Genomic DNA, 26,057 nt, shown 5'->3' on the forward strand with positions numbered 1-26,057 from the left:
CAGTGCAGAATTTCCCTTCGCCAATTTCACCAAGTCTTTCTTAAATACTTACCCAAATTCTCAGCTACGGTTTCCTTTATTTCATCGGCAATCAGTCTTGCCTTCTGCTCGTCCATATTTGCCTTTTTCGCAACCTCAAGAATATCTTTGATTCCCGGATTCATACCATTTCCATTTACTGTAGTAGCATGTTCTCCTCCGATAGAATTACTATATGTCAAATCATAGGCCGGAGACAGTTTCCAAACTCCATCCTGATATAAATAGGAAAAATTTTTGGAATGATCATCCCTATTATGAGCAAACACATTGAAGCACATAAGTCGAAATAGCTTTTCCACTTCTTCATAACTATGTGTCAGTTTTAAAGTTAGTTGCATCAGAATGTTGTAATCCAGATTCGGGATGCGATGTGAAGTTTCCAGCAAGGCACTCACAGAAATCATATGAGTCTTTTGTCCATTTTTTCTGTCAAATCTCTTTGTAGCAAAATATCCATCATATAAGTCTGATGGCAAAAGCTTCGTGTCAGCCATCGGAATCTTGCATTTTTTAGCACATAAAGAATAATCATATTCCTCCATGCCAATGCCGTTCCTATCAATGGAAGAAGGAAACTTTACAATCCATTCCTCTCCATTCAATTCATAATTAACCTTAGGTCTGGCACCACCAGAAGAACCTCCCAGGCGAAACAATTCATCTAAGCACTCTGTATTTTCTGTTTCAAACATTTTGGAACTTTCTGTTGCCAGTTCATCAAGAGACATTTCAGACATTTGGACTTTCATTTCATTGGATGGATGGTACTCCAATCCTCCCATTCCACTATCGCCAACTATTGCCAATCTAGTGAGCGCATTTACTGTAGCTGGATTTATTCCATTCTTCAATAAAAGACGATCCACCAATAGTCGCCCCCAGCCATCTGGCAGACTATCTGCAAATACTCCAAATAATCCGTCAAAGGGATCATACTTTCTTGGAATAAACACGCCTTTATTAAGCGGTAATGAAATTGGATTAATAGAAAATCCTCTCCGGACCCACTCATCAGAGTATTCAAATGCAACCAAATGCTCCCTTGTCTCTGCCAAAGTGCCAACATGCACATTTTTCATATATACTTCGAGAGTCTTACGATCTGTCATTAATTACCTCCTGGATAGATGAATAACCTTTCTTTACAAACAGTAACTCAAAATCATTCTCCAATCCTAACGCAAATGCAATTTTAATCAGAGAAGTTAATGATATTTCTCCGGTATTCTCAAAACGTTTAATGGAGCCCAAACTCACTTCAGAACGTTTGCTCAGCTGCACCTGTGTAAGATTTTGTTCTTTTCTTCTATCTTTTATTCTCGCTGCAAGATCCTTATTTACTTGATTCGGTGATTTTAAAAAGGCAAATGTATCCATATAAATGCTTCACTCCCAATCTATTTCTATAGATAATATATTAACCCAAATCATCAAAAATATCAATATATAGACAACATATTAGCCATCATTTATATTTTACTCTTGAGAACTGGTGTAATTTCTTTATTTGGCATTGGCTTCGCCTTTTTCTCTTTTATTTTCCCTTCCTTACATATATTAGTAGTTGTTCGCTCTGATATCTCCTTATATACATCTTCCACAGGAATACACTTCGATACATCAAAGTTTTTGAGCCTTTCCAATCTATATCTTAATTATATAACCAAACTAAATAAATCCTCATTGGACAGTTAGTCCAAAAAGGAACATTTCACCCACACGAGTTTGCTCATGTGGACTACCAAAAATAGCCGTGCTTCTCGCACGGCCCTGTTCAATCATCTTATATCTGTAAACTCTCCGCATATTTATACAGGATAATATCCTTGGGAGCCGTTTTGGTATATGCTTGCTCTTGATGCATGAATGTCACAATCTCATCTTTGGTCATCCTTCCTAGTCTTGATATGATAACATCCAAAATGCGTTTATCCTCTGCATCAAGTGCCGGGTAATCTGAGCAAGCCTGTAAGTTGAAATAATACGCACAAGTCTCACCCATATTCACTTCCTCACATGGAACACCTTTGAGATCAATAATGGAATTATGTTCGATTGGCACTGCTCCCATCGGCAAGGCCTGATATACCAGGCCTGTGATAGCACTCCCTCTCTCCTTATAAGAAAGCGCATCTGAATACCACATTAACTTCATGAGTTTTACTTTATACAAGCTGGTGACCCTGGTTGATGCTGCAAAATAGCGAATCACATCCACTACCTTATCTAAAGAGAGAACTGCTTTCCCCTGTAACATTTGATTACTTTGAAATCTCGCATATTTAGCTTCAATCGCTTTCCGCAGATAACGGTCTTGATCATTCTCATAAAGAATAGTAGCCGTTTCAAGATACCTGCGATAGGACTCAGCCAATAAATTATTCTTTGCCTCCACAAGTAATTCGAGAAACCATTGTGGATCCTGATTAAGTTTTTTTAAAATAGTATCATGCGCTTTGTCCTGCACCTGATGACTTTCATATCTGGTAATGGTTTTAATACCCCAGCCTAAGAGAACACAAAGGTCACTCTGGCTAATGCCATACTTTCCACGAATAGCATTAATATCCTTAGAAGTAAGAAGTCTTTGTTTTCTTCTATAAGCATCTTTTATAGCCACATCATTCTCCTGGATTTGGGACTCATCCATATACAATTCATCTGCAGCATCACAATAAAAGTAAGTAGCCTCATAGTCTACAGGCACTTTCTTAAAAATTGTATGTTCCATTACACGAACTGTTTTCACTTCATGCTCTTTCATACAGCAGGTACATAAACGTTTTTCACTGCGAATCTCTTTCATGTTCACCAAAACACCTCCCTTATTTATACCTATATGGAAACAGCCCTGGTATAAATGCTCTCTCAGCAAAATGAAATGACATAACAAAGGTTGTGGAATTCCCATACATACCAAACAGCTCCACTCTTATCTTAATATATACATCGTCCTTACCATTATAGACCTTTCCAAATTCCCTCATCTCACTCCTATTGGGGAACTTAAGATCTGTTACAGTCCTCATATATTCCCCCACAGTAAGCATTTTCAATTCTTTTTTCAGAGCGTCAACTGGATTCTCATTCGGAAATAAAGTATTTACCGTATATTGATTCGTAAATTTTTCATCTCTTTGGTCATCTACACGCCTGCGTGCCTGAAAATTAATCTGAGCACCATTTTCAAGCGCATATTTCAAATCCTGGAGATAGGACTTTATATCTAATTCACTTTCAATTCTTTCTTTTGTTTCTTCCGCCAATTTCATTCTCCCGTCAAAGGTATCATTTGATACCTCAATAATAAATCGGTTTTACTCTCTTGTCAATTAAAATCTTTATTAAAAACTTCACAAAAGCCTTTTCTATTCTCCTTAGATAGAAAAGCTAATAAAAGAGAATATCAAAAAAAGGAGACTGCAATCTGCAATCTCCTCATATTTTATCGTTATAACCCAGGTGTAAAAAACTTTTATATTCTGCTTTTTCCTAGAAATTCGCTAAAATCAAGTATTCCCGCGTGGTCTATTTCTCCAGACTCTTCATCGTCGAGTTTAGTTTAAGAACGTTTTTTACTGTGCCAATCCCGGATACTGCAGCGCCCCATCCTGGTCTGGCATGAGCTTCACCGGCTCTGTTATCATTTTTCCGTCACGGTCTACCGCGTAAATTTTCCCGGAGTTTGCAACAAGCTGAGATTTACACATAGCCCCGTCCGGTCCCAAGTAATACCAAACCTCTTTGTACTGATACCATGTGTTTGTGACCATGATACCGGCAGCATTAAACCAGTACCACTTACCATCAACCTGAACCCAGTCATTGCGAACCGGTAGACCGGTATCTCCATTGTAATGCATCCAGCCGTCTGTTACCTGTACCCAGCCGGATTTCTTAACCTCTGTTGCTGTTAGCGCCGCCTTGAATGCTTCCCAGGTGTGCTGTGTATGGTTGTAGACATAAGGATTCGGACAAATCTTTCCTGTCACATCATAGTGCCGGATCACATGATCTGCAGCAATGCCGTGCTTTGCCATCAGCTCCCTGGTCAGTTCAATGGCGGTCTGCACTGTAGCCTCCTCAAAGTACCAATCCCGGCTTGTATCTGCCAGGGATCCATTATTCCGGACGCATAGTTCAATGCCAATGCTGTTAGAGTTTCTACACTCTGGGTGTACATATTTCTTCGCCCCACAATGCCAAGCAATGTTCTTATCCTCTACAGACTGCCAGATCTCTCCGTCAAATCCTACGTAGTAGTGAGCGCTGGCACCAACATACTGCGACGCATAGTATTTGCAGTTTGCCTCTGCTCCTCCTAGAGCTCCTACATAGTGGATTACAATATATTTAATACGGCTTAATTCTCCGTTGCTGTAATTATATGGTGTAAGTAATTTATTGATCTGCATATTATTTTCCTCCAATCGAAAAAGGACCCAGGATAATCCCAGGTCCATAAAGTTGTGACATTACAACCGTTGCGACGGTCGCAACAAATTATTCAGTTATTTCTGCTTTCTTTGTTAAGATGTCAATGGCTTTGGACAGAACTGCAGGAAGCGGCAGCCCCATAAGCCCTGCATTCTCCACGATGGAGATCAGCTCATTTGCCATAAAACCGATAATTACAGCATCCCTTATGTAATTTGTTCCAATGGCAAGATCAAGTCGGTAAGCAATCAGAACAAACAGGAGCGTCATGCACTTACGGCACAGACCCTTAAAGCCAGCTTTTGATTCCAATGCTCCGGTTTCCGTTTTTGTACTCTTTTTAAATATCCCAGCCACAGCCAGTCCTGAAAAGAAATCAATTCCCATAAAAAGGACCAGGGTACCAATTCCGGTATCCCAGCCCCCAAATAATGACGCTATAAAACTTCCTACTAAGCCGGCTGTTGTACATAATGTATTTTTCATTTTCATTTTCCTCACTCTTTCTCATATTCTTTTCCTGTGATCTCCCGGTACTCAGCCGCCGTAATCCATTTGTCTACTGCATTAATCACCCAGTTTAACGGCCAGGATTTAGTGTCATAAAACCGTTTTACTTTTTCATAGTTCTTACTCATGGTCTATACCTCCTTAGGGGTGGACATCATCCGCAGGTAAGCTACCTGGGCATTTAAGTCATTGATCTGCTGCTCCTGCTCTTTTACCTTGTCCTGAATGTTGGGTGTCCTGTACTCCACAATAATGACAGCGTCCATGATCTCCTTGTTTATATATTTAGGTTTTCCCTCTTCATCCGTTTCTTGCACCTGCTCAATTCTGACCGGAAAAGAAGGGTTAAAAATTGGCAGTCCCGTATACACGAGATTGCCCTGTCTCCATTCTTCCACCCCGTCTGCGCTGTATTTGACAATAATGGAGTTTTGAGAAAGATTTTTATGTATATCCTCAATTTTGTTTGATCCAATGATAATAGCAACTTTAGCAGTCTGACCACTTAAATCATTAAGACTGCAACTTCCGTTTGCAATATTATAGGTTACCTCACCTACTTTGATTGTTTCCTGATTCATATCAAGTCCTCCTTATGAGTTTGTTAAATACGTTACCGAAAATTGATATACATTACCTATTTGTAATGTGACCTGTGCCTTAAGTTGCAATTGTCCTCCGGTTGTGAGTATATAGTAATTAAAATGATCTAACGCCTGACAGTTCACTGGAACAGATATAAATTGTGCAGGAGGAAATCCAAGTATGCTATACAATATTCCTGCAGATAGTTGTGATGTTAATGTTACCTGAATGTTTATAGTCACCATTGCTGTTCCAGACGAATTGCCATGCCGTATATATCCGCCAGCAATAGTTCCCCACGTACACGACAAACCGGAAGTAATATACTGGATTTGGGTTCCATTCTCATAAGAAAATGAACCACCGGATCCTTGTGCTCTTAGAGTTGTACCTGTAGGTTGTGTGCCAATCATATGAACAACGGATCCATTATAGGTAGAAATACCAAAAACATTTCCAGTTGATCCCGCATTCCAATATGCACTAACTCCTCGACAATTACTAAAGCTTATTGCATGATTTCTATTTGCGATTTTACAGTTGCCGGTACTACAAAAGGATTCATTACATTGTATACCTGTGTAACTTGGTACATTTACTATGGATTGACAGTATTGCAGGTGTACATTGTAACTTCCGTTCACCATTATAGCTTCTCTATCTGTAGCTGTTAAATTGAAACCATTTAATCTAAAATATCCATGTCCACATTTAGATACTGTAATAGACTTTACATAACATGTTCCTGTCAGAGTATCTTTTGTATCGCTATATAAATTAAATGATCCACCGTAGAATCCCGGTATAAGTACATTCTCATCATATGTACCCGCGGCGACATTTACAGTTGCCACATATCCATTTAAATTCTTTGGTACTATATCAATAGCGTGTTGTATAGTCTTAAATGGTTTTAACTGGCTTCCATCACCTGTTATATCAGACCCTGTATCAGCAGATACATAAAGAGTGATATCACTGGTAAGAGGTCTAATGTTTTTGATGAACGTCAGCACCTTCCCGAAAAACCGCTTAACATTCTCCCCTGCAGCCGGTACCGGGTACTTATCCTCTATCGTTTCCAGAGTTTCAATAACGGTTTCTGAAATATCTCCACCAGTTGCATCCACCCTTTCCAGTACGTCCTGAATTGTAGCTGTTCCAGAAGGATTCACCACAATATGAAGTTCAGTTGCATCCTGGACTACATTCTGAATATTATAGATGTAAGAGGTGGACGCCACCCCGTTATATTGTGGCATCTCATCCGGCGTCTCTGCTGTTACAATGCAAAAAAGGACCTCTTCGGTCCCGTCCATGGTATATAAACCAATGTCATGTATGTAGTAGGTTGACGCTATTTCTTCATTACTGAAAAGCGCTCTGGTCTGGATCATCGTATCATTATACACAGTTGTTACTGGATCAGATACGGTCTGCTTAATTCCCTGCATATCCGTGAGTGATTTAAAATCTGTACCTACCGGATATATATAATTCGACGTCTTAGCCTTGGTGATGTTCAGCTGAATTTCTCCGGCCAGAGCCTGGGCAATCAAATTCTCACCAGCTGCTGTCAAGATTGCTTTATTATACTGTCCCATAAAACCTCCTTATATTGTCATTACCTTTGTACTGCTCAGCGTTGCTCCGGCGGAATAAACGCCTTTTATATTCTTCGTATTAACCTGACTGGCCATTATCTGGATATGAGCCGGCAGAATATCCCACAGCAGATCATAAAGTAAATTAACCGCGCCGTACCGGTCCGAGGTGATCTTAATTGTAATCAGGCTGTGTTTTCCATCAACAGAAACCTCAAACCCTTGGGATCCGTAAAGCTCTGTCAATCGATCTTTCAGAAAACCAATCGTAAAGGGAACAACAGTATTATATCTTTGCATGATCCGGCTTCTTCGGTATTCCAGGCTTTCTCCCTGGTAAGCAATTCCAAAGCGTTTTTCATAAAGCAAAATCGTGGCTTCATCAGCAGTCTGGATATAGCAGTTATTTCTTACAGATCTGATACTGTTTTCCGCTTCTTCCAGTTCTGCCTCCTCGGACTTCATTAACTCATTTAATTCCATTACATTCTGAAACCACTCTGGAAGAAGTATTTTCAAATCAACTGCCATTTATCGTCACCGTCCCTAATACTGGCACCTGTTGCAGAGATGAGTTTTCTACGCAAGCCACATCAGATGCAGAACCATTGATTGTCACATCAGATACATTTACGATCTCGGAAATATCAAGGATCGAATAGATAATCCTGGATACATACACAGTCACAGCATATTCTATTTTCTGGCTTTTCAGCATTGCTCCCCAAGACTGCCGAACGGTTTCAAGATAAGATTCAATCTTTTCCTCTATTTGACTTTTATAAGCCGTTTCCCCATTTTGCACTGTAGCAAGGAACTGAACAGTAAGCGAAATATTAAGGACCAATTCTGCCCCGGTTCCTATTGTAACCACTGCTCCAATCGGGGCCATTCCGTAACCGTTGGCAGATGGCTCTGTGCTGCCACTCTCTGGAGGACAAATGGCATTCTGTACAGTATTGATCAATTCGCTTCCTGCAGGTTTCAAATTACCATTTAAAATACTGCAAAGCACCGTTCCGCCGCCTTGCCATGCAGGATATATTTGTACAGCTCCTACGCCCTCAATAGCAAGGATGGCATTACGATAGGAAGTAATATTTCCACCAAAGGAAGCGACATCAAAGGTTGCAAGATACCGTTCTCTTAATGAATCGTCGGTTTCTTCCTCGGTTCCTGCAGAAAGAAGTTCTGTAAGCTCTGCAGAAGTCAGCCCGGTTACGTAATCAATGGCTATGAGCTGGCCGGTATAGTTGTTTCCAATTTCTCCGGCAGTTTCGCATCTCATTTTATAGGCATATCCAGCATCTGTCTGAGCGATTAATTCCGTTACCTGATATGTCAGATAACCGCCTCCAGTAAGCGCTGAAAAGCGGGATCCAATGGAGACCTCTCTGTTAAATACACCCTTCTTTACTGCGTAGGTAGCAGGTTTTCTTTCAATTCCTCGTTCTGCCACCAGCATATCCAGAAAAATGCCTCCAGCTGTTTCCGCATAAGCATTCTTCTGGACAGAATTCAAATCAAGATACAGTCCCTCCAGGTACCAGCTTTCTGGTCCAAGAGCAGTCTGGATCATGGAACCCTCTCTTTTATCAATCGTATCTGTTATACGGCTTAACTGAGCAGCCAGTATGTTCGCATAATTCTTATTACTAAAATCAATCAAACTTCCACCTCCCCGGAAACCATACCATATACAGTTTTTACATCAAAAGTACATTTCATGGACCCTAAACTCGTTGTATCAAAGGAAAAGTTTTCCACTGAAATGAATCTGGGATCTGCAGAAAAAGCTTCCCGGATCCGCCTTTTTAACATGCTTGCCACATACTCCGGAGGCTTACCAACCAATTTATTTAACTCCCTGCCAAAATTAGAAGTATAAATCTGGTTCCGGTATCGCTCTACACTCAATATAATCTCGGCAGCCTGTTTCATTGCTTCCAGACCGCCCCCCACTCTTTTTATCGTGCCGGTATTTTTATCAACCAGGTATGTATCAGTTACATACTCCACGTTATTTCCTCCATAAATTTCTGTACCTGCAGAATCTGGAAGAGCTGACATATCACCACCTACACTTTCGCCATTACAATATAGCTCTGCCCTGAATTTGCTTTTAGATAAAGGACTTTGTCCCCAGCTTTCAATCCTGAATTTAAGACCACGGTTTCTCCCTGAATGGTAACAGCCCGGTATCGTACATTGTCTGTCAGTACTGCCACCGGCTCTTTAACAGTCAGCTGCGTAGCCTGTATTTTTATTGTCAACGGGGACGCAGAAACCACAGTAGCATAACCAGTGTCCAATAAATCCATAGCCCTCACCGTATCAATAACAATGGACTTTATTCTCTCTATTAATTCCATTCCCGCCTCCTTAAATATTTATAATTTTTGCTTCAAGGTTCATGGTGTGTTCTCCGTTTGAAAAAGTATGTTTTACTTTATCCAGCAATAGGAAAAGTCCTTCGGAAAGCTCAGGGACATCCTTGATTTTAAACTTTGCCATTGCTCCAGCCTTAAGCCCTGGCACTCCACCGACACCGTCAATCGATATTGTCTTAAGCACTCTGTCATAGTAAGCCATCATAATATTTCCTTGTTCATTAATCTGTGCCTCGTTTAGATTCTCATCCACCTTCACATATTTCTGCAGGAGTCCCCACTTTTTTATCGTGGTGCTGTCGCTAAAGTTATAAGTATCCCCCTGACCGGTTTCTTTATTGGGCCGAACAAGTCTTACCTGATTGTAAGTATCTGAGTCTATGTCTGATTTATAAGTATAATCTGTTACAATACTGCCGTTCCCGATAAGGATGTCAGACATCAAGTTTTTGGCTTCTGTCAAACATAACTTACCGAAATTATCATAAAAAACAAAAGTCCTGCCGGTATTGTACTGTGTCAGTTGCAGTCCATACTCAATAATATCCAGGCATTCTGTGCTTTCCTTGGTTAGGGTAGGAATGATGTATTCTGTATCTTCCAATGTTCCTATTTGCAACTGCATATCTGTGGCAATTTGCTGTATAATTTCATTCAGCTTTTTTCCTTCAATGCTGTAACTGGCGGTTGATTTCAAATATCTGAGCTGATCGTAAGCAGTTACTGATACTTCTCCCCATCGATCTTGTTCCGTCACAAATACAAAACCTAAGAAAACACCTATCCCATCAACATAAAACTGCACCTTAGCACCTTCTGTCAGGTTAATAGCCTTTTTCTGTATAAAGGAAAATGTCAACTTGCCCGCGCTGCCACTTCTATTTGTCGTGTATGTGATTTTCTCTGTAATCGGAGCATAATCATACATAGTGTTTGACTCAGCATTGAAAATTAAAAGTTTATAATTCATCCTATCACCTGCAGCTGATCTGCTTTAATCCAGCCACGGCTTCCACCGATCAGGATCGGATAAGGTCTGGAAGCGTCCGGAATAATCCTTGAAACGGTTGTTGATAAGTTGTTTGCTGTGCCCGTAGGTTTATCGCCATAACTACTGCTGAAATATGTACCGTTCGCAATGACTGTGGCACCGACACGTAATTCAGGGGCCGCTGATAACGGTCTCGGCTGCTCTTCAATCTGCACTGTTTGTGCTGGCTGTTCTGGTTGGGGAAGAGCGACTTTGATCGGAGCAAAATCCCGGTACTCTTTAAATTTTATCTTGTAATATACATCTCCAGCCTCTCCACCCTTTTCTGTAGTTTCGAAGCTATCAATCACTGCGCTGATATTTGTATCATACATCTTGCTTCCCCTGGCGTCGTACCGGCTTATGACAAGGTCGCATATCTCCTGATTGTCCCTGGCGTCAATGATTGCTTCCACATAATCTCCTGGATCTGTCCAATCGTGACCATAAATCAAAGGATCATCACTGTCTCCAGGAAAATATGATTCCCAGGATACCTCCATCAAAGAAGGCAGCCCGGGAACTACAATATCACCTATATCTAATACATTGTAAGTTTTATTGTCTGAAGGATACGAAATGGTATACTCTTTCGGATTGACAGGAAACTCTATCGTATCTCCTCCCATATCAGCAAAAAATTTATATTTATTCCGCATAATTCCTCCTATCCTGCAACAACATTACTGCTTGAAGCATGTTGGGCACCCAAAGCATTGTTTAATGCACCAAGCATGGCGTCAATATCGGAGCCTCCCCCGCCTGCAACATTCTGACTGACAGAAAGATTTGTCTGCGGCACAGTAAGATTTACCATGGCCACATATTGTCGTTCTGATAGATCCCGGAGAAGCTTGATATTTTCATCTGCAATGTTTACCTCCTGATCGATCTTTCCGACACTGCCGACTTTTTCAACGCTTTTAATATCTCCGGTTCCTCCGGCTCCTGCCTTAAAACCGTCGTCTCCTGCTGCTTTTCTCGCTGCATCGGCTTTGGCTGTCTCTATTGCCGCCTGACGCTTCATTCTTGCATCGTCAGCCGCTCTTTCTGCTCTGGCATATTGGTCTTTCCACTCAGCCTTGGCATCCTCAATTACACCTTTCTTCCTGGCGAGTTCCGCTGCCCGTTGCTGCTGTTTCATCTGTTCTTCAACGGCTGCGCCGGTGGCAAATTCTACGTGATCAATCAAATCTATAGATACACCGGGTATATTATTGGCCATTCCGATCAGCTTGTTAATCCGGTCGATAGCCCCATTTACCAGATCCTGTAAAATTGTCAGGGCTTTAACTTTTGTATTACCGAGAGCATCAAGCACCCTCACGCGAAATGAATCAAACGCAAAAGCGGCGTCCAATGTTGCGCCCTTTACAAAAGACCATGCAGCCATGAAGCCTAATTTCAGTCTGTCAGCCTGTGTCAATACCACATTCACGCAAATCAACCAGGCTACCTGAATGCCTCCCACCGATTGCACCCATCTGTATATCTGTGCAACTATAGCGGTAACGATCATAACAATATATGTCAGCGGATTGGACATCAAGGTTGTAAAAAAGGCTGCCGCTGCTCCTGTTGCGATCCACTGAAACGCTGTGTATATACCCCAAGCTGCGGCCGCGACCAGCACCCCCGCTGCAAATCCATAAAACACCGGTGCTATAGAAGACCAGTTCTCATAAATAAATGTAGCCCCCTCTCCAATCACCTGAATAACCGGCTGAAATGCCTGTAGAATGGAATTAGAGATAGCAGTCCATACCTGTTGATAAGTCATAGGCATGGATTCAAAATCCTGATTTATTTTATCGGTAGCTGCCAGCATTGCATTTTTTACAATATCAGCTGTAATCTCACCATCTGATGCCATCTCGCGAATTTTTCCAATAGGGACATTAAGATAATCTGCGATAGTCTGGATCACATTTGGTGCCGCTTCGAAAACTGCGTTTAATTCCTCACCGCGTAGGACACCGGATCCCAGCGCTTGTGTAAGCTGTAGGGATGCAGAGGAAATTTCTTGCTGACTAGCACCTGCTATAATAAACTGCTTGTTTAAATTTTCAACGAAAGCCACGACTTCATCACTGCCGGAAAAAGCGTCCCCCGCTCTTTGTCCCATCTTTGCTACCACATCCGCAGTGGCAAGGTAGCTTGTTCTGGTCCTCTGCGCTGATCGGAATATAGCCTCCTGGATTTTTTCCGTCTCCTGAAGGCTGTTGTTCATATCAATTTCCTGACCGCCACCAGACGATTTAGCCGCTGAACGCTGAAATCCTTTGTTCATCAAATTAATTCGGGCGGTTGTTTGCGTCATTTCGTCAGACAAATTAAGTACATCTTTTCCCATCTTAAACGCCGCAGCGGCCGCAACCACTTTCTTTATAGTGGTCAGTAAATTACCTGCTGAATTATTTGTTTCTTTTACTTTGCGGTTATGATTGTCTTGCTCTCTCGCAGCTTTCGAAGTGTTATTTGCTATTTTAACTAACTGCGCTTCCAATCGATCAAAACCAGAAGATGAGATTTCGTTGGCTGATTCACCGATCTGCCTCATATTTGCCACGACAGCTCCAGTAGCTCCGCCGATAGACCGGCGCATTGTCATTTCTGTTTTTGTAACTGAATGATCGATTCGACCCATTTGGTTGATGGCAGCATTTCCAAGTTCAAGGAACCTGGAAAAAGATGCGCTGAATTGATCGCTAAGTATAAATTCTTCTCTAATCTCTCCCATGGTTCCTCCTTTACTTCTTGGGTCTGCTATTAATCTCTTTTACTGCCATTTGAAACAGTAATATTTTTTCGTTTTCCGGAAGATCAGCAACTTCTCCGGGGAAGCGGCCGTGATTGACAAACATATAGTAAGCCAGCTGCACGTCCATATCTCCCCCGTTTAAGAGTTTTTTGCTTCTTCAATTTTCTCGTCCATACTCTTCATATCATTTAATTCCAGGATTGCTTCTGACAGACGGTTGTACTCTCCAATACTAAGCATCTGGGAAGGAACCTCCAGCGGATCTTCAGTTCCATAATATTTACACATTTCCTGATCGCTGAAATCCGGCACCTGTACACACGCAAGAATCAGTCTTCTGGTGTAAAGAATGGTATCTGTTTTTTCCATTGGGACTCCATCAACCTTTGCTGTTTTTCTACTCATGCGAGAAAGCCTCTCATTTTCTTTCTGGGAAATGGCTTTAATCACAAATGGAACGGGCTTTCCATCCTCCCCTTTAAAACGATCGGAAATAATCACCTCTTTTGTTACTCCCTCTAACGATGGCTGTAAAAATGCTTTTAATGCGCTCATTTAATCCTCCTATTCTCCCAGCTGTGCAGGGTTTGAAAATGCGTTAAGAACCTCAACATTTGTAAAACTGAATGAAATATCCATGGTCAAAAACTCTGTGTCTGCGTCCAGAATGGCAATGGGAAGCTTCTGGAGTTTTACATTATAAAGAGCTACCGTCTGAGATCCCACTGAGCTTCCTTTGTCTTCATTGGTAATTTGAATTGTAAAGTACGGAAGCTTACCGGTTTTCAAATATGTTTTAAGCATATTTAAAAATTCTGGTGTTCCGTAATAAATAGTAGCCGATCCAGACAGTGACACTCCGGAAGTCTTTTTCTGTACCAAATTGGTACCAACTACCTTAAAATCTGATTCCTGGAACTCTGCATCTGCCTGGATCTTCTTTAATCCGAACATTTCCACGTTCCTGCCATCAATCACAGCAAAAGCCCGGCCAGCTTTTCCGTTTAAGGCATCACGCTCTAATAAAAAACTCATAATCTACCTCCTGTTAATCTGTAAGAGTTGCCGTGATATAAATCTTTTCTACGGCCGCTACCGGCTGGATCGCAAGCGTTATCACTACGGCATTCAGGGCGTTTCCAGCTCCCACCGCCACATCATCTGCAACAAAGTTCTGTATGCCGCTGTTTGCCTGAATTTCATTCAAATATCCAACTATCCAAGCCTTAAGTAAATCTCTGCCTGCAGCATTGTTCTGAATCTTGCCTATGTAGTTCTGGGAAAAATTCTTGTAGATATCATTGGCAATAGCATCCAAGGTTCGTATCACCTGGTTTAAACTAAATGCCTCACCTTTATCCGGTGTGTAGGTGGTGAGAGTGTTAATATCCGAAACTACCTTTACGCTTCCAAACTCTTCAAAGAATACGATCTGACCTTTGTCCAGTGCTTCGTCCACTTCCGACGCTGTAAGCCGTGGCGAAACATTTATGGCATCTGGATACTGCGCGTATACCAGGGATTCACTGTAATTTGCCCCCGCTTCTGCTCCGCCAACCCACCAGGCCGTCTGCTGCGGAGTAAGGACGGTCCCGCCTGACAATACAACCCCGTTTTTCACAGAAATAACTGCATCAGTATTACTCTCTACGCCTGCCATGACAGCCTGACACTTCTTACCCAAGTTATCTCGCATCCGTTTAATGAAAGCCACATAAGCAGCCTGAACGGTGCTGTCCACTCCATCGTAGATCAGGACATTAAAGGTGTAAGGCTCCAAAACTGTCAGAAAAGCGGAATATGCTGCACTGCTTACAGTTCCATCATTGCCACCAACCAAGGAAGTTCCTGCACTGGCTGCTAAATCTCCGGTTCCTGAGAATGCTACCCAGTCATTTCCTTGCAAATCTGCAACAGTTTTACCGGTCTGAGTATGCTTTACGCCCCCATCAACAACGGTCTGCACTGCAAAGCTTCCTTCATTGTCCGGATCCGCAACAACCGTAATAGAAATATCATTTCCTCTTACGCCGTTGTACTTTGCGGTAATTGTAAGCGGGGCAATGGTAGCGGTTGCTTTTGCCGCCCCAGTAGTAGTAGGACGATATAGCATAACCTTTACAGGCCCTTTTGTACTTCCACTACCTTTAAAAATCTCCCTCAAAAACAGTGCCTTATCATTAGTGGAGTCATACCCTATGTATTGAGTAAAATCGTCACCTACATTAATGGTCATGATCTTACCCTCTGGTCCCCAGGACAATGGCTTGCAGATTGCGACCACGCCCCGATCTCCCACGCTGACAGCCTGTGCCATGCTTGACTTTACATTGATATAAACACCTGGCTGCTTCTTATTTTGACTGGTCCAAGTTCCTCCGGCCATTTATTTTCCCTCCTTCTTTTCAAAAAACTTATCCAATATTTCTCTTGCGTCTTCCGCTGTGTACTCCTGTTCAGGCAGCAACACCCTGGCAAAATCCTGCTGATAGCTTGCAAATTCTTTGCTCTTAAGCAGGGATTCTGTCTTATACTTAACTGGTGTCTTTTTATTTGGCATCCTGTTTTATACCTCCTTCATAGGATTCTGCTGATTCTATCTGGGGTGTGTTATCTGGATAGGAAACCACTGCTTTTACAGTAAATTGATAATGCAGCTCATCTTCATCGATCTTCCATTCCCGGTCATAGGTTCTTAACTTTCCTTCCTCACATGGAATGAATTCCAGAACAAAATCCAGCCGATCTGCAACTGATATCATCTGGTCGTATATATCCGGATCACTGTTTTCCGCCAGATAGACAATATCAACACCAATATTTCGCATAAAACGGCGTCCTATCCGGTTCTCTGTATCCGTTGGCATGAAGAATACAAAAAAACAAGGAACTGACGTCCCCTGCTTATTCGGATTGTTATATGTCGGTATGTTCGGATAATTTTCTTTCAGCACTCCACAAATGGAATCTAACAGCATTTCAAGCGTAAATGTCATTTAAAATTCTCCCTTATCCGCTTATCAAGCTCCTGTTTTACAACATTTTTATACCGTCCTATTGCTGCTTGCTTCATGTAAACCCCTTTAATATAGGGGGTTTTAGTTCCTACCGTAATACCTCCTAGGCTTGGATCTACCTTTTCAAGCATATTGCCATTAACGATTAACCCTGGGACAAAATGTTTATCCATACGGTGACCATCATTTACGTAGGAGGCGTATTGCATGTTATTTGCAAGTGTGGTCCGAACCGCACCGCCTATCACAGTTGCTTTTGTAGTGCTATCTGTAGCCCATGCCTGCGCCAGTTCTCCCGTCCTCGTGCCAGTACCTGATATAGAGGATCCATTTGGCGGAGTTAATTCTGTGGCTCGTTCCACTGCTGCGTCCGTGGCTCCCTCTATTACCTCCACCATAATCTTAGGCACATTTTGCCCTTGCTTCCGCAGCTGTTCCAGACGCTTTCTGGTTGCCTGACCAAAGGTTGACATCTGCGTCCCTCCCTTACTTAATTACTTCATCCATTAACAGGACGACTTCCTGGTGCTCCAATCCGGAAAGGACTCCACCAACTGGATCATAATAAGGCTGGGGCAATCCGGCAAAGTAACGTTCTGGTTCACGGTTGCTTCCCAGGCGCCCGCCGCGCACAATCATGAGCATATCACCGGCTTTTAAGTCCACTGACACATCACAGGCCACTTTATCCGTTGCCGTAGCCGTTGCAGCTGCTTCCTTCCACGAAGGACCATTTCTCTTAGCGCTGTATATCCGGCATGGAATATCTTTGTACACTTCCTCCCGCTTCTTTTTATCAACATTTCCAACCTTATAAGGTACATTCCTTGAAATGCTCATGGAATCCGTATACCAATCATCATCAAATAACATACATGCCTCCCATTCCGATCATGCGGGCCATGGTCACCAGCTGCTGTCCATACTGGGTTGCATTCCAAGATCCCCACTTTGCACTCGCCTCCGTGATAGCCTCATTATCATAACTGATAGTTGTATCTCCCATGGTAGCCTCTTTTACAAGTCCTGTCTGCTGACCGGTCGCCGCCGCTCTGGCCGGAGTAACGGATCCCTCAGAATAAGTCTTTAAATACAGTGCCGAGAAGTGCGCTACATAAAGACCGGCTGCGTATCTCCATATCTCACAGTACCTGCTGGGTAATATACTGGCGTTGGCATTATTGATGAATACCTGCAGCATGGGATCAGGAACCAGACTTATGATCTGATTCTCTCCTTCCTCTCCCTGGCTGATCTGTTTTTTTGTAAACTGAGGAAAATCAGACAGGAATATATCCTTTGTATAAGTTCCAACCTCACCCGGCTGCGGCATGTTAGCCGCTGCGGATATTAAACCATGAAACTGCTCATACATGCCGTACTCTCCTTATTCTTCCCGCTTGTCGGCAGCTTCTGCCTTTACCTCAGCTTCTGCATCTGCCTGCTCCAGTGATTTATCCCTTTTACCTTTAGGAGTGGCAATGGATCCGTCTTTAATGGCCGCAAGCACTAACCAGTGTTTTCCTACCCACGCTGGAACTTCTCCAGTATAGTCGCGAGGGATGAGAAACTTCTTCTCACCCTCGCAAATCTCAAAATTCTTTTTACTGTTTATAAACATGGTAGCCCTCCTTAAATTCCGTCAACGTAGCGCATGATGTTATCATAAAACAATTGCACTTCTGATATGTTAGCAAGGTATGCGGTATCATAGCAGAGGTTGGTAGCATTTGGCTGAGTCATGGCGCGATTAAGGGGAGACAGTTCATCCATGGCAACAAAGCGTTCTTCATTGATATAGATGACCATTCGATCCGTACCGCCCGCACCGGCACTCTTACACCATGAAGTTGCTCCGATATAGAGATCAACCCCATTTTGCTTTGAAACATTATTTTCCAGAAGGAATGTAAGAATCGTTTTCTCTGCCAGCTCGGAAACTCTGGTTGTTGCAAGATAATTAAACTGCTCATATGGCATCAGGATATGATTTGGAATTGCGCTTCTATCATTCTCTGCTGCGTTCCAGACTGCGAGAATAGCATCGTTAATGTCCTGCAAAATCTGATTCGGAGTTTTACTCTTAAATGTTGTTAGACCACCAGTACCAGTAGCAGCGGCTCCGGCAGTTGTTACGTTTGGATTATTAATAAGACCAGTGGATCCATACTTTTTAATGCCTACGTACGCATTGGCATCCATGTGCTTGTCATAGGTCATTCTGACACCATCTCTTAATATGCTTTCATAGCTCCGGCCAGTCATATTGCCACGCTGCATATCCACAAAACCAATTCTCATACCCACAGAAAAGATATGGGTCTTGAAAAGTTCTTTGTCAAAGTTTGCCTGAACCATTGGGATTCCATTGGCTCCTCCTGCATGGACCGGACCGTCCTCACTACCACCGGCCACCCCGTATTCCACATTCATAGCAGACACATATTCAGCCCAGCCACCGCCTACACGGACAGGGAGATCACGGCCATATGTAAAACTGGTAAGCGGCTGCCTGATCACATTATCTCTCTTTTCCAGTTCCGACTGTAGGAAAGCTCCGCCGTTTGCGATCGCCGCCGCGTCCATGGCCTGGAATTTTTGGGGAGCCGCAACCCCGGTTGATGGAGCACTAACCACGCCCGCATCGAATGTTCCCATATTCTGATATTTCATATTGAATTGTCCTCCTTATGCTCTGTTGCAGGATAAGATCCTGATTTCTGCTACACCATTGGTATCCTTTTCGCCATGCCATTCGCAATTAGTCAACACGACTGTTTTTCCTGTATCCTCTGAGGCTTCAAATCCACCAACGACACCCGTTGGAATGGCTTCATTAGCTACTGTTCGGACATATACCTTACCACTCAGTTTGGGGCTGCCTACATTACAAAGCACATTAATGCACCCACGTTTAAAAGTGCTGGTTGCCTCTCCAGGCTCATACTGACCTTCAGACTGGGAAAGATAAGACGTTGCTGACTTAAATTCCCTGGAAGCCACTCCTACAAAATCTACGGCGGTGTTACTGGCTCCGAAAGCCACTACGTTACTATCATTGTCATAAACCAGAGGAGTACCGAACTTCACTGCGTCAGTACCTCCAAGAGGGTGCGTGTCGATAATCATATCCGGCTGCCTGGAATAATCCCCTGCGTATCCATGTGTCATGCTTTTACCTATTACCTGTCCTCTCATTATTTCTTACCTCCATTTCTGTGTGGGTTCATAGCATCATAAGCAGACTGACAAGCGTCCAAATCAATGCCCGGCTGTTTATCTGCCAGTCTGGCTGCATTCTTTTGGGTGGCCGCTGCAATCTTTGCAATATCGCTCACGGTACTCCCATCTGACAAGCAGGCGATCAGGGAATCTGTAACAGCCTTTTTGTCGGCTGAATCCTTAATTCCTGCGATCACCGGGCGAAGCTGTTTTATCACTTCTGCCATAATAGCTTTATCCGCTGTGCCGGTAGCCTTGTCAAGTTCCTCGGCAGGGATCACCTTCGCTTCTGCGCTGGGCGCCGGTTCCTCGGTTTCTCCTGTAATGGACTTAATCAGACCGTCCAGTGGATCCTGATCGACTTCCGGCTCCTTTTTAGACGACATTAATTCTATGAGCTTATCCAGCTTGGCATCCAGACTGGAATAGTCTTTTACTTCTTCCTTTGCAGGAGCTGCGGGCTCTGCCTTTTTCGGCTCCTCCTCTCCAAGTGCATCTGCGGCGTCAGCAGCCATGGACTCCAGTTCCTCCGGTGAGGCATCCTTTACTGCTTTTGCAAACATCTTAAAAAATAAACTGTTCTTTTTCATGTTTCCTTTCCTTTCTGGCCGGTGAGCCTCTATCTTCTTTTCTGAATCTAAAATCGCAACATTCTTTCCCGCACGTCCCCGTGTTACCACGGCCACATGATTCCCGCGGATATCGTGTTGCGAATAGGTTCCATCTCCATTGTCAGAACAACTGCAATCATACCCGCAGCTAATCTCTCGCTTTCCTTCCTGTACTGCCTCGATCAATTCTTCATCCTGTATGTGCAAATCTGCCATCAGGTACCCTTCCCACTCCCCCGCGCCTTTCCTTATGTTCTGGGCGTGTCCCTTTGCGTAAAGGCTGTATGTTTCTGGAGTTAATAACTCAGGCGGGTGCTCATTGGTTACTGGCTTGCCCTCAAAACTGGACAGTGCCGCTTCGGAGAATACTTCTTCCGGAGATCGCAGCACTTTGACCATTTTGGAAGAACTCCCCGCTGGGTTCAATTCACTTTCCAGGTAGTCCATGCTGCCAGTCCGGGCAATGGGAACATTCCGGCAAATTAAAAAGCCCTCGCCAGTTTCTATCTGGTTTGGGCTTATGGTATATCCGTAATATGCAAGCATTCCATTTCCTTTCTGTTGCGATATCGCAACGGTTTGGGGTACAAAAATACCATCAGTCATTTTCAACCGATGGCATTAAACAATTAACATATCCTTTATTTTCTCTGCTTCTTCTTCAGTTATCTCATCATATTCCCAATCCTCACCGATAAATATGCAGCATTGTTCTGGAGAAGGTTTCCATTCTTCTGATTCCTTGTTGTAGCGCTCAAACTCTCCGCCGATGAAACGATACAAGCGTCTTGCCCTTCTTTTGTTCTTTTCATAACCATATACAAAATAAAAATCCTCCATGAGACCTCCTATTTTATCTGATCAATATTTAAAGGTATCTCTAATTGAGATGATAGTTCAAACATTTTATTGTTAAGGACATTACGCCTCTCAGCACTTGTAGTATCTTTACGATGCTCTTCGTATAAGCCATGCATTTCCTTACTGTCTTTTAGTTTATAACTTTCAGGTGTGTGGAATTGCACCTCAAACCGCTGCCCTTCCGTTGATTCAAAAACACAATTTACGCCTTTATATGCAGACCTTTTATTAAGCCAAGTGTTTTTGACCTTTACAGTCTTATACCCCATGTCGGTAATATGCTTTGATACATTTTTATAGGAATCTACCAAAGACAGGGCATTACTCTGATAAGTGTATCGGATGACATCGTTCGTTGAGTTAATGGTATCTTTAATAATCTGCGAATCCAGGCTATGTTCGCTATCAGTACCTACTTTTCGCAGGAATGAGTCCTTTGATTTTATCCGGTTTTCCAACCCTACCAGTGTCACTCCGGTATTATTGGATATCTTTTTCAGATCAGCAGTGATAGCCGGCTCTTTAAGGATTATCTTGTTATAAGCGTTGGTCTTACGGTAAAGCGCCTGCGCACTCTTCCAGCCCTCATCACCATTATACTTTAATTCCCGAAACTTTTCAAAGCTTTTCGGAATATCATTTCCAAGTACCGCCCGGTATCGTTCATGCTGCTTATAATCACTAAGCAACTTCTGCCGGTTCCTGATCTTTTCTTTATAGGCTGCGATCTGCTTCTTGCTCCTGGGATCCACTGTGACAGGATTCTTACCGAAACTTGAAAAATCCTTATCCTTCTGGATCTGAGCCTCGCTCTTGCCGATTGTAGTGTACTTGACCAGGGCGTGAAGACAGTTCGGGTGAATATTCAAGTACGTATTGCTTAAGTCATTGCTGCCATTGGGATCAATCTTTCCAAAAGCGGAAGCCAACGGAGGATAATCCGGATTTGTGCCGGATCGGCTGTAAACCCTACCTTCCAAAGGAGCACATATAGGACAAGTGCTGCCGATCTTGACAATCCTGTATAGATCATGGTCCGGATCCGCTGTTAATATAGCAGATACTTCCGCTTGCCTGGCTGTTGCTCTGGTGGCCATGTTGCAGTAATCCTGCAAGCTCCACTTCCGCCCTGACTTATCAACAAAAGCTGTGATGCCCTCCGTCACACCATTTTCGGCAGTTGCCATCACTGACTGCAGTTCCTTTTTCATGCTGGCTGCGGCTCTACCAGCGCCATAACCGGCTGCTTTTGCCTCAGCTACTGACTTCAGAGCCGCTTCTCTGATCCTGTCAGCCTCCAATCTTCCGATCTGGAATGATTCTTCTATATTCTTTTGAGCAGTGACTGAAGCTTCCACAATGTCCCCCAACAGATTATTGGATAACTGCTGAACAACTCCAAGCTGAGAAGCAGTGAGCCCGGCAGCATTTGCATAACCATTGGCTGCTGCTTCTGATTTGTAAAAAATCTTCTCAATCATGGCAGGAACATAGCTCCAGCTCTCGTCCACCATCTCCTGCAGGATCTTCTGAGTACGGTTTAAAGCGGCTATCTCTGCATAGTCCACATATCCCTGACCGCGTTTCCGGTTTATCTCTGCAATCAACCTCTGCTCAGTCTTTAAGAAAAGCATTCTGAGATATGTTGTCTCATCCTTTCCTCCTGGAGGTCTTATCATCTGCGGCATTATTCCTCAGCCTCCTCAAATGCTCCTGGGGCTGATAACCCCGCAAGAGGATCCTGCATTACTTTGTAGTCTGAGTAGGTCTTTCCTTTGGCAGCTTTGATGGCTTCATCAGAAATGGTGCTATACATGCCAGTTTCATCAGCCAGGGCCTTAAGCTCCTTTTGAGCGGTAGCGGCATCAATCAGATCACTTTGATATACTGCCATAACGGACTGCGTTTTCTTCTCTGCAATATCTGCAACCTCACTGGAATCTGGCGTCTGGAGTGGCGGAAAATCTATGTCCAAATCATCGGGAATGGCTCCCCAGGCTGACAGTAACATCACCGGAAGAATCTTTTCAAGCAACGGTCGGAACTGGTTTTCTCTAAGACCGTCAATGTAATCATAATAGTTGTTCATGTCGCTTTCCCCTGTGGAGTTCATGCCCGCTGGGGATCTTCCGAACAGCTTTGTCACCGGTGTTCTGGCAGCTCCTGCAACGTCCATCATTACCCGGTCGTAAACATCTGCTAAACCGGTAAAGGTATACTGCGTATTATGCATGACGTCACCTTTGTTCACTAAACGGGTACCAAAATTGCTTTCCAATACGCTCTGGGCCTGCATTGTCTGCCAGAAACGTTGCTGAGCCTGCGCATTATTTACGGCAAGCATCTGATCAAGTGAATCCGTTTCCATATAGTTCACATTGGCCCGAAAAGTCAACGCTGCAATATTGGAAGAAACATTGTCTCTCTTAACCACTTCGTTGTATATGGCTTCAATTTCCGATTCTCCCCAATACTGCTCTGCGATTCTTTCGTTATAGGGAAGTTCCCTTCCTGTAAATCGTATCACCCGGCTATGGTGCACCGTAGACACCAGGGCGCCGCTTTCTTCGTCTCGGATCGTATAGTAAGCAGGAAAACCAAAATCAGGATCAGACGGATCCGTAACAATACCCATCTCTGGGTAGACGCCGCTCCACCGGTCAAGGATCTGTAATCCAAGGAACGTACCAGGAAGAATCAAGCCATAGTCCAAAGGCTGTGACAGATCGTCCTGGCCCTTTACCATGATAATCGCTGCAGCTCCACCGTAAAGCCTGCCCCAGTACATTCCTTCAAGGATTGACTTTCTTAAATGCACTTTTCTTTCAAGGCGTTGCAGAGCGTCGATCCGCTCCGGTGCCACGTTACTCTTTACCGTGTACCACTTACGGATCATGTCCTCCGGTATGGTGGAAATGATGTTCTGGACAATCCAGTTATCCCGGTAAAGGCTTGTAAGCAGTTGATAATTCTGTGTCATGCGGGTAAGTGGGTACTGCGTCGCCTGCAGAAGGTCCTGTGTCCCGTACCCCAGTCTCGCGATCGGATTTGAAAAAGCATCATTTACCTGGATCTTATTGTCTGCCCGTATCTGTGGGCGGTTTCGTTTTGGTTTTGCCATTATTGAACATTCCTCCTCCATTTTGGTAGCTTTGTCATGCAGAAATAACGCAGGGCATCAGGTCCGTGATCCAGTTGCTTCACCGGCTTTTCATCTCCATGCTGTGCCGCCTTATCGTCCCACACATATGACCGTGTTTCAGTTATCAATCCTTCACAGCGTTTGTGTATCTTGATCTTTCCCGACTGAAAAAGAGCTGCAACCACTCTGATTCCGTCAAGCACTTCATTGTCAGCAGGCTTTACGATGTAGCCCCGGCTCTTCAGTTCCGCGATAAAACTGGCCGCCGATGGATCCGAAACAATTTCGCACTGCAGATCCGGATTATCACCCATGAAGGAAGCCATATCATCCCCATACTGGCTGTCGGTTTTCTGCCCTTCCTTCTCCACCCGGCTGTCCCACCGGTACTCCCGATCTACCCAGATGGTATCTCCATCGTCGTAAATGTCCAGGAAAACACATGGGTTAGTGGTTCCGTAATCCAGCGAAATTGTTCGAGTGGATAGATACTCCAATCCCTTGGGACGTGTCTCATCATCGTAGATGTTAGCCGACTTTGTAAACATGGTATAGATGAGCCCTTCGGCAACGGCCCACAATCCCTCGATATAACGCAAAAAAAAGACGCCGGCATACAAGCTGCGGTATCTCTTCTTGATCGCTTCGTCTAAGGAAAGGTTATCATCCATGGTGAAGTGTAAATATAAGATGTTCTTAACTTCCTTGTCTGCGGCGATTAACTCTTCAGCTTTCTTTCTGCCAAGATATCCTACACACTTATTGATCCAGCCAACCTTGAACCAGTGCATGGGGCCTGCAGGGTTGCAGTTAAACCAGAACTTTGAACCGGTGATAGAACAGCGCCCAGTCGCCTGATTTACAAAGGATTCTGGCATCAGGGCAACTTCATCAAAAAAAGCCCCGGCAGCTGTTATACCTTGCACCAGCTCCTGGGAACCTTCATCCTTTCCACCGAAGATATGAAAATAGTTAGTGACTTTTCCCTTTGTTACTTCCAGCATGTTAGGTGTTTCACCGGATAAATGATGAATACAGTGATACCCTCTACTACGTAGCATCATCTTCAAATTGGTAAGCACGTTACGTTGAAAAGAACTGATTGTCTTTCCAGCCATAATAAAGTTCTGTCCATTGAAAGAGCTCATGGCCCAGAAAACAAACGACAGTGACATGGAAACGGTCTTCCCTGATCGGATCGCGCCGTCAGCAATAATCCCGTCCATATCCTTAACCGGCGAATTCTTCGTCCACCAATTCAGAACCATTCTCTGCTTACGGGAAAACGGCTGAAACTTAAATATCTGTTTCCTCATCTTCCTGCTCATTTTCTTCCCAATCCTCCCAATCTGTACCGGCTGATCCGTTTAATGCATCAAGGAAGCCGTCGTCTTCCACTTCTCCTTCATCATTAACACCCATCTTCGCCTTGGACGCTGCCATTCGCAGGTTCTGCTCCTCCTGGTCGGTGTCTGTCTTTTCGGACTGGCCGGAGTATTTGGCAATGGCTTCATAAGCCTTTACATTGCCCATAAGAGCCTCTTTGATCATGGCAGCATTAACCGCAGACTCTAAGGTATTATCAAGTCCCAGGGACTTTAGCAACGGAGACCATTCCGGATTATCTATTTCAGCAGTAAGGAGGGCGTTCAGCGTCTTCCGAAAGTCAGCCTTTTTCCGTCTGGATTCTCCAGAGGCTTTTCCACCTCTTCTATTGATTTCCTCGACTTCCGCTCGACTTCGATTGCTAAATTGAACTAAGTTCCTTTTATTTGCCAATCACCTCACCTTCCAATCTGGCTAATTTTTATAATAAAAAAGAGACGGGGTTGGCCGCCTCTGGGG

34 protein-coding genes are annotated in these 26,057 nt (G+C 43.6%); all 34 read right to left on the bottom strand.

Translation table 11 applies throughout. The features are described 5' to 3' along the window. Nucleotides 1–26 precede the first annotated feature (26 nt). Nucleotides 27–1,151: a type II toxin-antitoxin system HipA family toxin gene (locus V7D18_RS12445; protein ID WP_426154594.1), complete on the bottom strand. Its 1,125-nt coding sequence runs from the start codon at nt 1,149–1,151 to the stop codon at nt 27–29. Then, nucleotides 1,138–1,419 (bottom strand): helix-turn-helix domain-containing protein, encoded by a 282-nt coding sequence (locus tag V7D18_RS12450; protein WP_426154595.1) that lies wholly within the window; start codon nt 1,417–1,419, stop codon nt 1,138–1,140. Before V7D18_RS12450 ends, V7D18_RS12445 begins: the two co-directional genes overlap by 14 nt. 406 nt (nt 1,420–1,825) lie before the next feature. Beyond that, nucleotides 1,826–2,848, bottom strand: a complete 1,023-nt coding sequence (locus V7D18_RS12455; RefSeq protein ID WP_426154632.1) for a type II TA system antitoxin MqsA family protein — start codon at nt 2,846–2,848, stop codon at nt 1,826–1,828. A 19-nt stretch (nt 2,849–2,867) separates the two neighbouring features. After that, entirely contained in the window at nt 2,868–3,314 is a 447-nt protein-coding gene (locus V7D18_RS12460; protein WP_426154596.1) for a hypothetical protein, read from the bottom strand. A gap of 303 nt (nt 3,315–3,617) precedes the next feature. Continuing rightward, nucleotides 3,618–4,457 (bottom strand): N-acetylmuramoyl-L-alanine amidase, encoded by an 840-nt coding sequence (locus V7D18_RS12465; protein WP_426154597.1) that lies wholly within the window; start codon nt 4,455–4,457, stop codon nt 3,618–3,620. A gap of 88 nt (nt 4,458–4,545) precedes the next feature. Further along, nucleotides 4,546–4,965, bottom strand: coding sequence for a phage holin family protein (locus tag V7D18_RS12470; RefSeq protein ID WP_426154598.1), 420 nt, complete (start codon nt 4,963–4,965; stop codon nt 4,546–4,548). A gap of 11 nt (nt 4,966–4,976) precedes the next feature. Then, nucleotides 4,977–5,117 carry an XkdX family protein gene (locus V7D18_RS12475; protein ID WP_426154599.1) on the bottom strand — a complete coding sequence of 47 codons (141 nt, stop codon included), beginning with the start codon at nt 5,115–5,117 and terminating at the stop codon, nt 4,977–4,979. A gap of 3 nt (nt 5,118–5,120) precedes the next feature. Next, a complete protein-coding gene (locus V7D18_RS12480) occupies nt 5,121–5,570 on the bottom strand; it encodes a hypothetical protein (protein ID WP_426154600.1) in 450 nt (149 codons plus the stop codon). Nucleotides 5,571–5,582: 12 nt separating this feature from the next. Beyond that, entirely contained in the window at nt 5,583–7,178 is a 1,596-nt protein-coding gene (locus V7D18_RS12485) for a hypothetical protein (protein ID WP_426154601.1), read from the bottom strand. Nucleotides 7,179–7,187: 9 nt separating this feature from the next. Next, the gene (locus V7D18_RS12490; protein WP_426154602.1) at nt 7,188–7,709 is read right to left on the bottom strand and encodes a putative phage tail protein; all 522 of its coding nucleotides are present in this window, start codon (nt 7,707–7,709) and stop codon (nt 7,188–7,190) included. Further along, nucleotides 7,699–8,847, bottom strand: coding sequence for a baseplate J/gp47 family protein (locus tag V7D18_RS12495; protein ID WP_426154603.1), 1,149 nt, complete (start codon nt 8,845–8,847; stop codon nt 7,699–7,701). The genes V7D18_RS12490 and V7D18_RS12495 overlap by 11 nt, the downstream gene beginning before the upstream one ends. Then, nucleotides 8,844–9,248 carry a DUF2634 domain-containing protein gene (locus V7D18_RS12500; RefSeq protein ID WP_426154604.1) on the bottom strand — a complete coding sequence of 135 codons (405 nt, stop codon included), beginning with the start codon at nt 9,246–9,248 and terminating at the stop codon, nt 8,844–8,846. The genes V7D18_RS12495 and V7D18_RS12500 overlap by 4 nt, the downstream gene beginning before the upstream one ends. A gap of 8 nt (nt 9,249–9,256) precedes the next feature. Then, on the bottom strand, nt 9,257–9,550 hold the full coding sequence (locus tag V7D18_RS12505; RefSeq protein ID WP_426154605.1) for a DUF2577 family protein: 294 nt from the start codon (nt 9,548–9,550) through the stop codon (nt 9,257–9,259). 10 nt (nt 9,551–9,560) lie between these two features. Continuing rightward, nucleotides 9,561–10,538 carry an XkdQ/YqbQ family protein gene (locus V7D18_RS12510; RefSeq protein ID WP_426154606.1) on the bottom strand — a complete coding sequence of 326 codons (978 nt, stop codon included), beginning with the start codon at nt 10,536–10,538 and terminating at the stop codon, nt 9,561–9,563. Beyond that, nucleotides 10,535–11,257, bottom strand: a complete 723-nt coding sequence (locus V7D18_RS12515) for a hypothetical protein (RefSeq protein WP_426154607.1) — start codon at nt 11,255–11,257, stop codon at nt 10,535–10,537. Before V7D18_RS12515 ends, V7D18_RS12510 begins: the two co-directional genes overlap by 4 nt. A gap of 8 nt (nt 11,258–11,265) precedes the next feature. Next, a complete protein-coding gene (locus tag V7D18_RS12520; protein ID WP_426154608.1) occupies nt 11,266–13,338 on the bottom strand; it encodes a tape measure protein in 2,073 nt (690 codons plus the stop codon). A 10-nt stretch (nt 13,339–13,348) separates the two neighbouring features. Then, a complete protein-coding gene (locus V7D18_RS12525; RefSeq protein ID WP_346065201.1) occupies nt 13,349–13,486 on the bottom strand; it encodes a hypothetical protein in 138 nt (45 codons plus the stop codon). Between the two features lie 11 nt (nt 13,487–13,497). Continuing rightward, entirely contained in the window at nt 13,498–13,914 is a 417-nt protein-coding gene (locus V7D18_RS12530) for a phage tail assembly chaperone (protein WP_426154609.1), read from the bottom strand. 9 nt (nt 13,915–13,923) lie between these two features. Further along, nucleotides 13,924–14,394: a phage tail tube protein gene (locus tag V7D18_RS12535; protein ID WP_426154610.1), complete on the bottom strand. Its 471-nt coding sequence runs from the start codon at nt 14,392–14,394 to the stop codon at nt 13,924–13,926. 13 nt (nt 14,395–14,407) lie between these two features. Further along, nucleotides 14,408–15,745 carry a phage tail sheath family protein gene (locus tag V7D18_RS12540; protein ID WP_426154611.1) on the bottom strand — a complete coding sequence of 446 codons (1,338 nt, stop codon included), beginning with the start codon at nt 15,743–15,745 and terminating at the stop codon, nt 14,408–14,410. Next, entirely contained in the window at nt 15,746–15,919 is a 174-nt protein-coding gene (locus V7D18_RS12545; protein WP_426154612.1) for a hypothetical protein, read from the bottom strand. It lies immediately after the preceding gene. Beyond that, nucleotides 15,909–16,355 carry a phage tail terminator family protein gene (locus V7D18_RS12550; RefSeq protein WP_426154613.1) on the bottom strand — a complete coding sequence of 149 codons (447 nt, stop codon included), beginning with the start codon at nt 16,353–16,355 and terminating at the stop codon, nt 15,909–15,911. The genes V7D18_RS12545 and V7D18_RS12550 overlap by 11 nt, the downstream gene beginning before the upstream one ends. Then, a complete protein-coding gene (locus tag V7D18_RS12555) occupies nt 16,352–16,849 on the bottom strand; it encodes an HK97 gp10 family phage protein (RefSeq protein ID WP_426154614.1) in 498 nt (165 codons plus the stop codon). Before V7D18_RS12555 ends, V7D18_RS12550 begins: the two co-directional genes overlap by 4 nt. A gap of 13 nt (nt 16,850–16,862) precedes the next feature. Continuing rightward, nucleotides 16,863–17,249, bottom strand: a complete 387-nt coding sequence (locus V7D18_RS12560; RefSeq protein WP_426154615.1) for a hypothetical protein — start codon at nt 17,247–17,249, stop codon at nt 16,863–16,865. Then, nucleotides 17,239–17,751: a DUF4054 domain-containing protein gene (locus V7D18_RS12565; protein ID WP_426154616.1), complete on the bottom strand. Its 513-nt coding sequence runs from the start codon at nt 17,749–17,751 to the stop codon at nt 17,239–17,241. The genes V7D18_RS12560 and V7D18_RS12565 overlap by 11 nt, the downstream gene beginning before the upstream one ends. 12 nt (nt 17,752–17,763) lie before the next feature. Beyond that, nucleotides 17,764–17,997, bottom strand: coding sequence for a hypothetical protein (locus tag V7D18_RS12570; protein ID WP_426154617.1), 234 nt, complete (start codon nt 17,995–17,997; stop codon nt 17,764–17,766). An 11-nt stretch (nt 17,998–18,008) separates the two neighbouring features. Next, a complete protein-coding gene (locus V7D18_RS12575; RefSeq protein ID WP_426154618.1) occupies nt 18,009–19,049 on the bottom strand; it encodes a DUF2184 domain-containing protein in 1,041 nt (346 codons plus the stop codon). A gap of 15 nt (nt 19,050–19,064) precedes the next feature. After that, nucleotides 19,065–19,574, bottom strand: a complete 510-nt coding sequence (locus V7D18_RS12580) for a structural cement protein Gp24 (protein ID WP_426154619.1) — start codon at nt 19,572–19,574, stop codon at nt 19,065–19,067. After that, nucleotides 19,574–20,755, bottom strand: coding sequence for a DUF2213 domain-containing protein (locus V7D18_RS12585; protein ID WP_426154620.1), 1,182 nt, complete (start codon nt 20,753–20,755; stop codon nt 19,574–19,576). The genes V7D18_RS12580 and V7D18_RS12585 overlap by 1 nt, the downstream gene beginning before the upstream one ends. Before the next feature lie 75 nt (nt 20,756–20,830). Next, nucleotides 20,831–21,049 carry a hypothetical protein gene (locus V7D18_RS12590; protein WP_426154621.1) on the bottom strand — a complete coding sequence of 73 codons (219 nt, stop codon included), beginning with the start codon at nt 21,047–21,049 and terminating at the stop codon, nt 20,831–20,833. An 8-nt stretch (nt 21,050–21,057) separates the two neighbouring features. Beyond that, complete coding sequence (locus V7D18_RS12595; protein ID WP_426154622.1) at nt 21,058–22,758, bottom strand: phage minor capsid protein; 1,701 nt, start codon at nt 22,756–22,758, stop codon at nt 21,058–21,060. Further along, the gene (locus tag V7D18_RS12600) at nt 22,758–24,191 is read right to left on the bottom strand and encodes a DUF1073 domain-containing protein (protein WP_426154623.1); all 1,434 of its coding nucleotides are present in this window, start codon (nt 24,189–24,191) and stop codon (nt 22,758–22,760) included. Before V7D18_RS12600 ends, V7D18_RS12595 begins: the two co-directional genes overlap by 1 nt. After that, on the bottom strand, nt 24,191–25,540 hold the full coding sequence (locus tag V7D18_RS12605; RefSeq protein ID WP_426154624.1) for a PBSX family phage terminase large subunit: 1,350 nt from the start codon (nt 25,538–25,540) through the stop codon (nt 24,191–24,193). The genes V7D18_RS12600 and V7D18_RS12605 overlap by 1 nt, the downstream gene beginning before the upstream one ends. After that, the gene (locus V7D18_RS12610) at nt 25,509–25,991 is read right to left on the bottom strand and encodes a hypothetical protein (protein WP_426154625.1); all 483 of its coding nucleotides are present in this window, start codon (nt 25,989–25,991) and stop codon (nt 25,509–25,511) included. The genes V7D18_RS12605 and V7D18_RS12610 overlap by 32 nt, the downstream gene beginning before the upstream one ends. Between the last annotated feature and the right edge of the window lie 66 nt (nt 25,992–26,057).

The organism is Lacrimispora sp. 38-1 (genome assembly GCF_049890855.1).
In the GTDB taxonomy this organism is placed as follows: Bacteria; Bacillota; Clostridia; order Lachnospirales; family Lachnospiraceae; genus Lacrimispora.

Excerpts from the sequence above, each read along its gene's own strand:
- V7D18_RS12480 (WP_426154600.1), bottom strand. The coding sequence starts at position 5,570 with ATGAATCAGGAAACAATCAAAGTAGGTGAGGTAACCTATAATATTGCA.
- V7D18_RS12505 (WP_426154605.1), bottom strand. The coding sequence starts at position 9,550 with ATGGAATTAATAGAGAGAATAAAGTCCATTGTTATTGATACGGTGAGG.
- V7D18_RS12590 (WP_426154621.1), bottom strand. The coding sequence starts at position 21,049 with ATGGAGGATTTTTATTTTGTATATGGTTATGAAAAGAACAAAAGAAGG.
- V7D18_RS12575 (WP_426154618.1), bottom strand. The coding sequence starts at position 19,049 with ATGAAATATCAGAATATGGGAACATTCGATGCGGGCGTGGTTAGTGCT.
- V7D18_RS12490 (WP_426154602.1), bottom strand. The coding sequence starts at position 7,709 with ATGGCAGTTGATTTGAAAATACTTCTTCCAGAGTGGTTTCAGAATGTA.
- V7D18_RS12475 (WP_426154599.1), bottom strand. The coding sequence starts at position 5,117 with ATGAGTAAGAACTATGAAAAAGTAAAACGGTTTTATGACACTAAATCC.
- V7D18_RS12525 (WP_346065201.1), bottom strand. The coding sequence starts at position 13,486 with ATGGACGTGCAGCTGGCTTACTATATGTTTGTCAATCACGGCCGCTTC.
- V7D18_RS12555 (WP_426154614.1), bottom strand. The coding sequence starts at position 16,849 with ATGTCAACCTTTGGTCAGGCAACCAGAAAGCGTCTGGAACAGCTGCGG.
- V7D18_RS12600 (WP_426154623.1), bottom strand. The coding sequence starts at position 24,191 with ATGGCAAAACCAAAACGAAACCGCCCACAGATACGGGCAGACAATAAG.
- V7D18_RS12550 (WP_426154613.1), bottom strand. The coding sequence starts at position 16,355 with ATGACATTTACGCTTGAAATGCTGTTAGATTCCATTTGTGGAGTGCTG.
- V7D18_RS12535 (WP_426154610.1), bottom strand. The coding sequence starts at position 14,394 with ATGAGTTTTTTATTAGAGCGTGATGCCTTAAACGGAAAAGCTGGCCGG.
- V7D18_RS12470 (WP_426154598.1), bottom strand. The coding sequence starts at position 4,965 with ATGAAAAATACATTATGTACAACAGCCGGCTTAGTAGGAAGTTTTATA.
- V7D18_RS12445 (WP_426154594.1), bottom strand. The coding sequence starts at position 1,151 with ATGACAGATCGTAAGACTCTCGAAGTATATATGAAAAATGTGCATGTT.
- V7D18_RS12515 (WP_426154607.1), bottom strand. The coding sequence starts at position 11,257 with ATGCGGAATAAATATAAATTTTTTGCTGATATGGGAGGAGATACGATA.
- V7D18_RS12580 (WP_426154619.1), bottom strand. The coding sequence starts at position 19,574 with ATGAGAGGACAGGTAATAGGTAAAAGCATGACACATGGATACGCAGGG.
- V7D18_RS12465 (WP_426154597.1), bottom strand. The coding sequence starts at position 4,457 with ATGCAGATCAATAAATTACTTACACCATATAATTACAGCAACGGAGAA.
- V7D18_RS12545 (WP_426154612.1), bottom strand. The coding sequence starts at position 15,919 with ATGCCAAATAAAAAGACACCAGTTAAGTATAAGACAGAATCCCTGCTT.
- V7D18_RS12485 (WP_426154601.1), bottom strand. The coding sequence starts at position 7,178 with ATGGGACAGTATAATAAAGCAATCTTGACAGCAGCTGGTGAGAATTTG.
- V7D18_RS12510 (WP_426154606.1), bottom strand. The coding sequence starts at position 10,538 with ATGAATTATAAACTTTTAATTTTCAATGCTGAGTCAAACACTATGTAT.
- V7D18_RS12560 (WP_426154615.1), bottom strand. The coding sequence starts at position 17,249 with ATGTTATTTGATGATGATTGGTATACGGATTCCATGAGCATTTCAAGG.
- V7D18_RS12540 (WP_426154611.1), bottom strand. The coding sequence starts at position 15,745 with ATGGCCGGAGGAACTTGGACCAGTCAAAATAAGAAGCAGCCAGGTGTT.
- V7D18_RS12565 (WP_426154616.1), bottom strand. The coding sequence starts at position 17,751 with ATGTATGAGCAGTTTCATGGTTTAATATCCGCAGCGGCTAACATGCCG.
- V7D18_RS12460 (WP_426154596.1), bottom strand. The coding sequence starts at position 3,314 with ATGAAATTGGCGGAAGAAACAAAAGAAAGAATTGAAAGTGAATTAGAT.
- V7D18_RS12450 (WP_426154595.1), bottom strand. The coding sequence starts at position 1,419 with ATGGATACATTTGCCTTTTTAAAATCACCGAATCAAGTAAATAAGGAT.
- V7D18_RS12570 (WP_426154617.1), bottom strand. The coding sequence starts at position 17,997 with ATGTTTATAAACAGTAAAAAGAATTTTGAGATTTGCGAGGGTGAGAAG.
- V7D18_RS12500 (WP_426154604.1), bottom strand. The coding sequence starts at position 9,248 with ATGTCAGCTCTTCCAGATTCTGCAGGTACAGAAATTTATGGAGGAAAT.
- V7D18_RS12455 (WP_426154632.1), bottom strand. The coding sequence starts at position 2,848 with ATGAAAGAGATTCGCAGTGAAAAACGTTTATGTACCTGCTGTATGAAA.
- V7D18_RS12605 (WP_426154624.1), bottom strand. The coding sequence starts at position 25,540 with ATGAGCAGGAAGATGAGGAAACAGATATTTAAGTTTCAGCCGTTTTCC.
- V7D18_RS12520 (WP_426154608.1), bottom strand. The coding sequence starts at position 13,338 with ATGGGAGAGATTAGAGAAGAATTTATACTTAGCGATCAATTCAGCGCA.
- V7D18_RS12530 (WP_426154609.1), bottom strand. The coding sequence starts at position 13,914 with ATGAGCGCATTAAAAGCATTTTTACAGCCATCGTTAGAGGGAGTAACA.
- V7D18_RS12595 (WP_426154622.1), bottom strand. The coding sequence starts at position 22,758 with ATGCCGCAGATGATAAGACCTCCAGGAGGAAAGGATGAGACAACATAT.
- V7D18_RS12585 (WP_426154620.1), bottom strand. The coding sequence starts at position 20,755 with ATGCTTGCATATTACGGATATACCATAAGCCCAAACCAGATAGAAACT.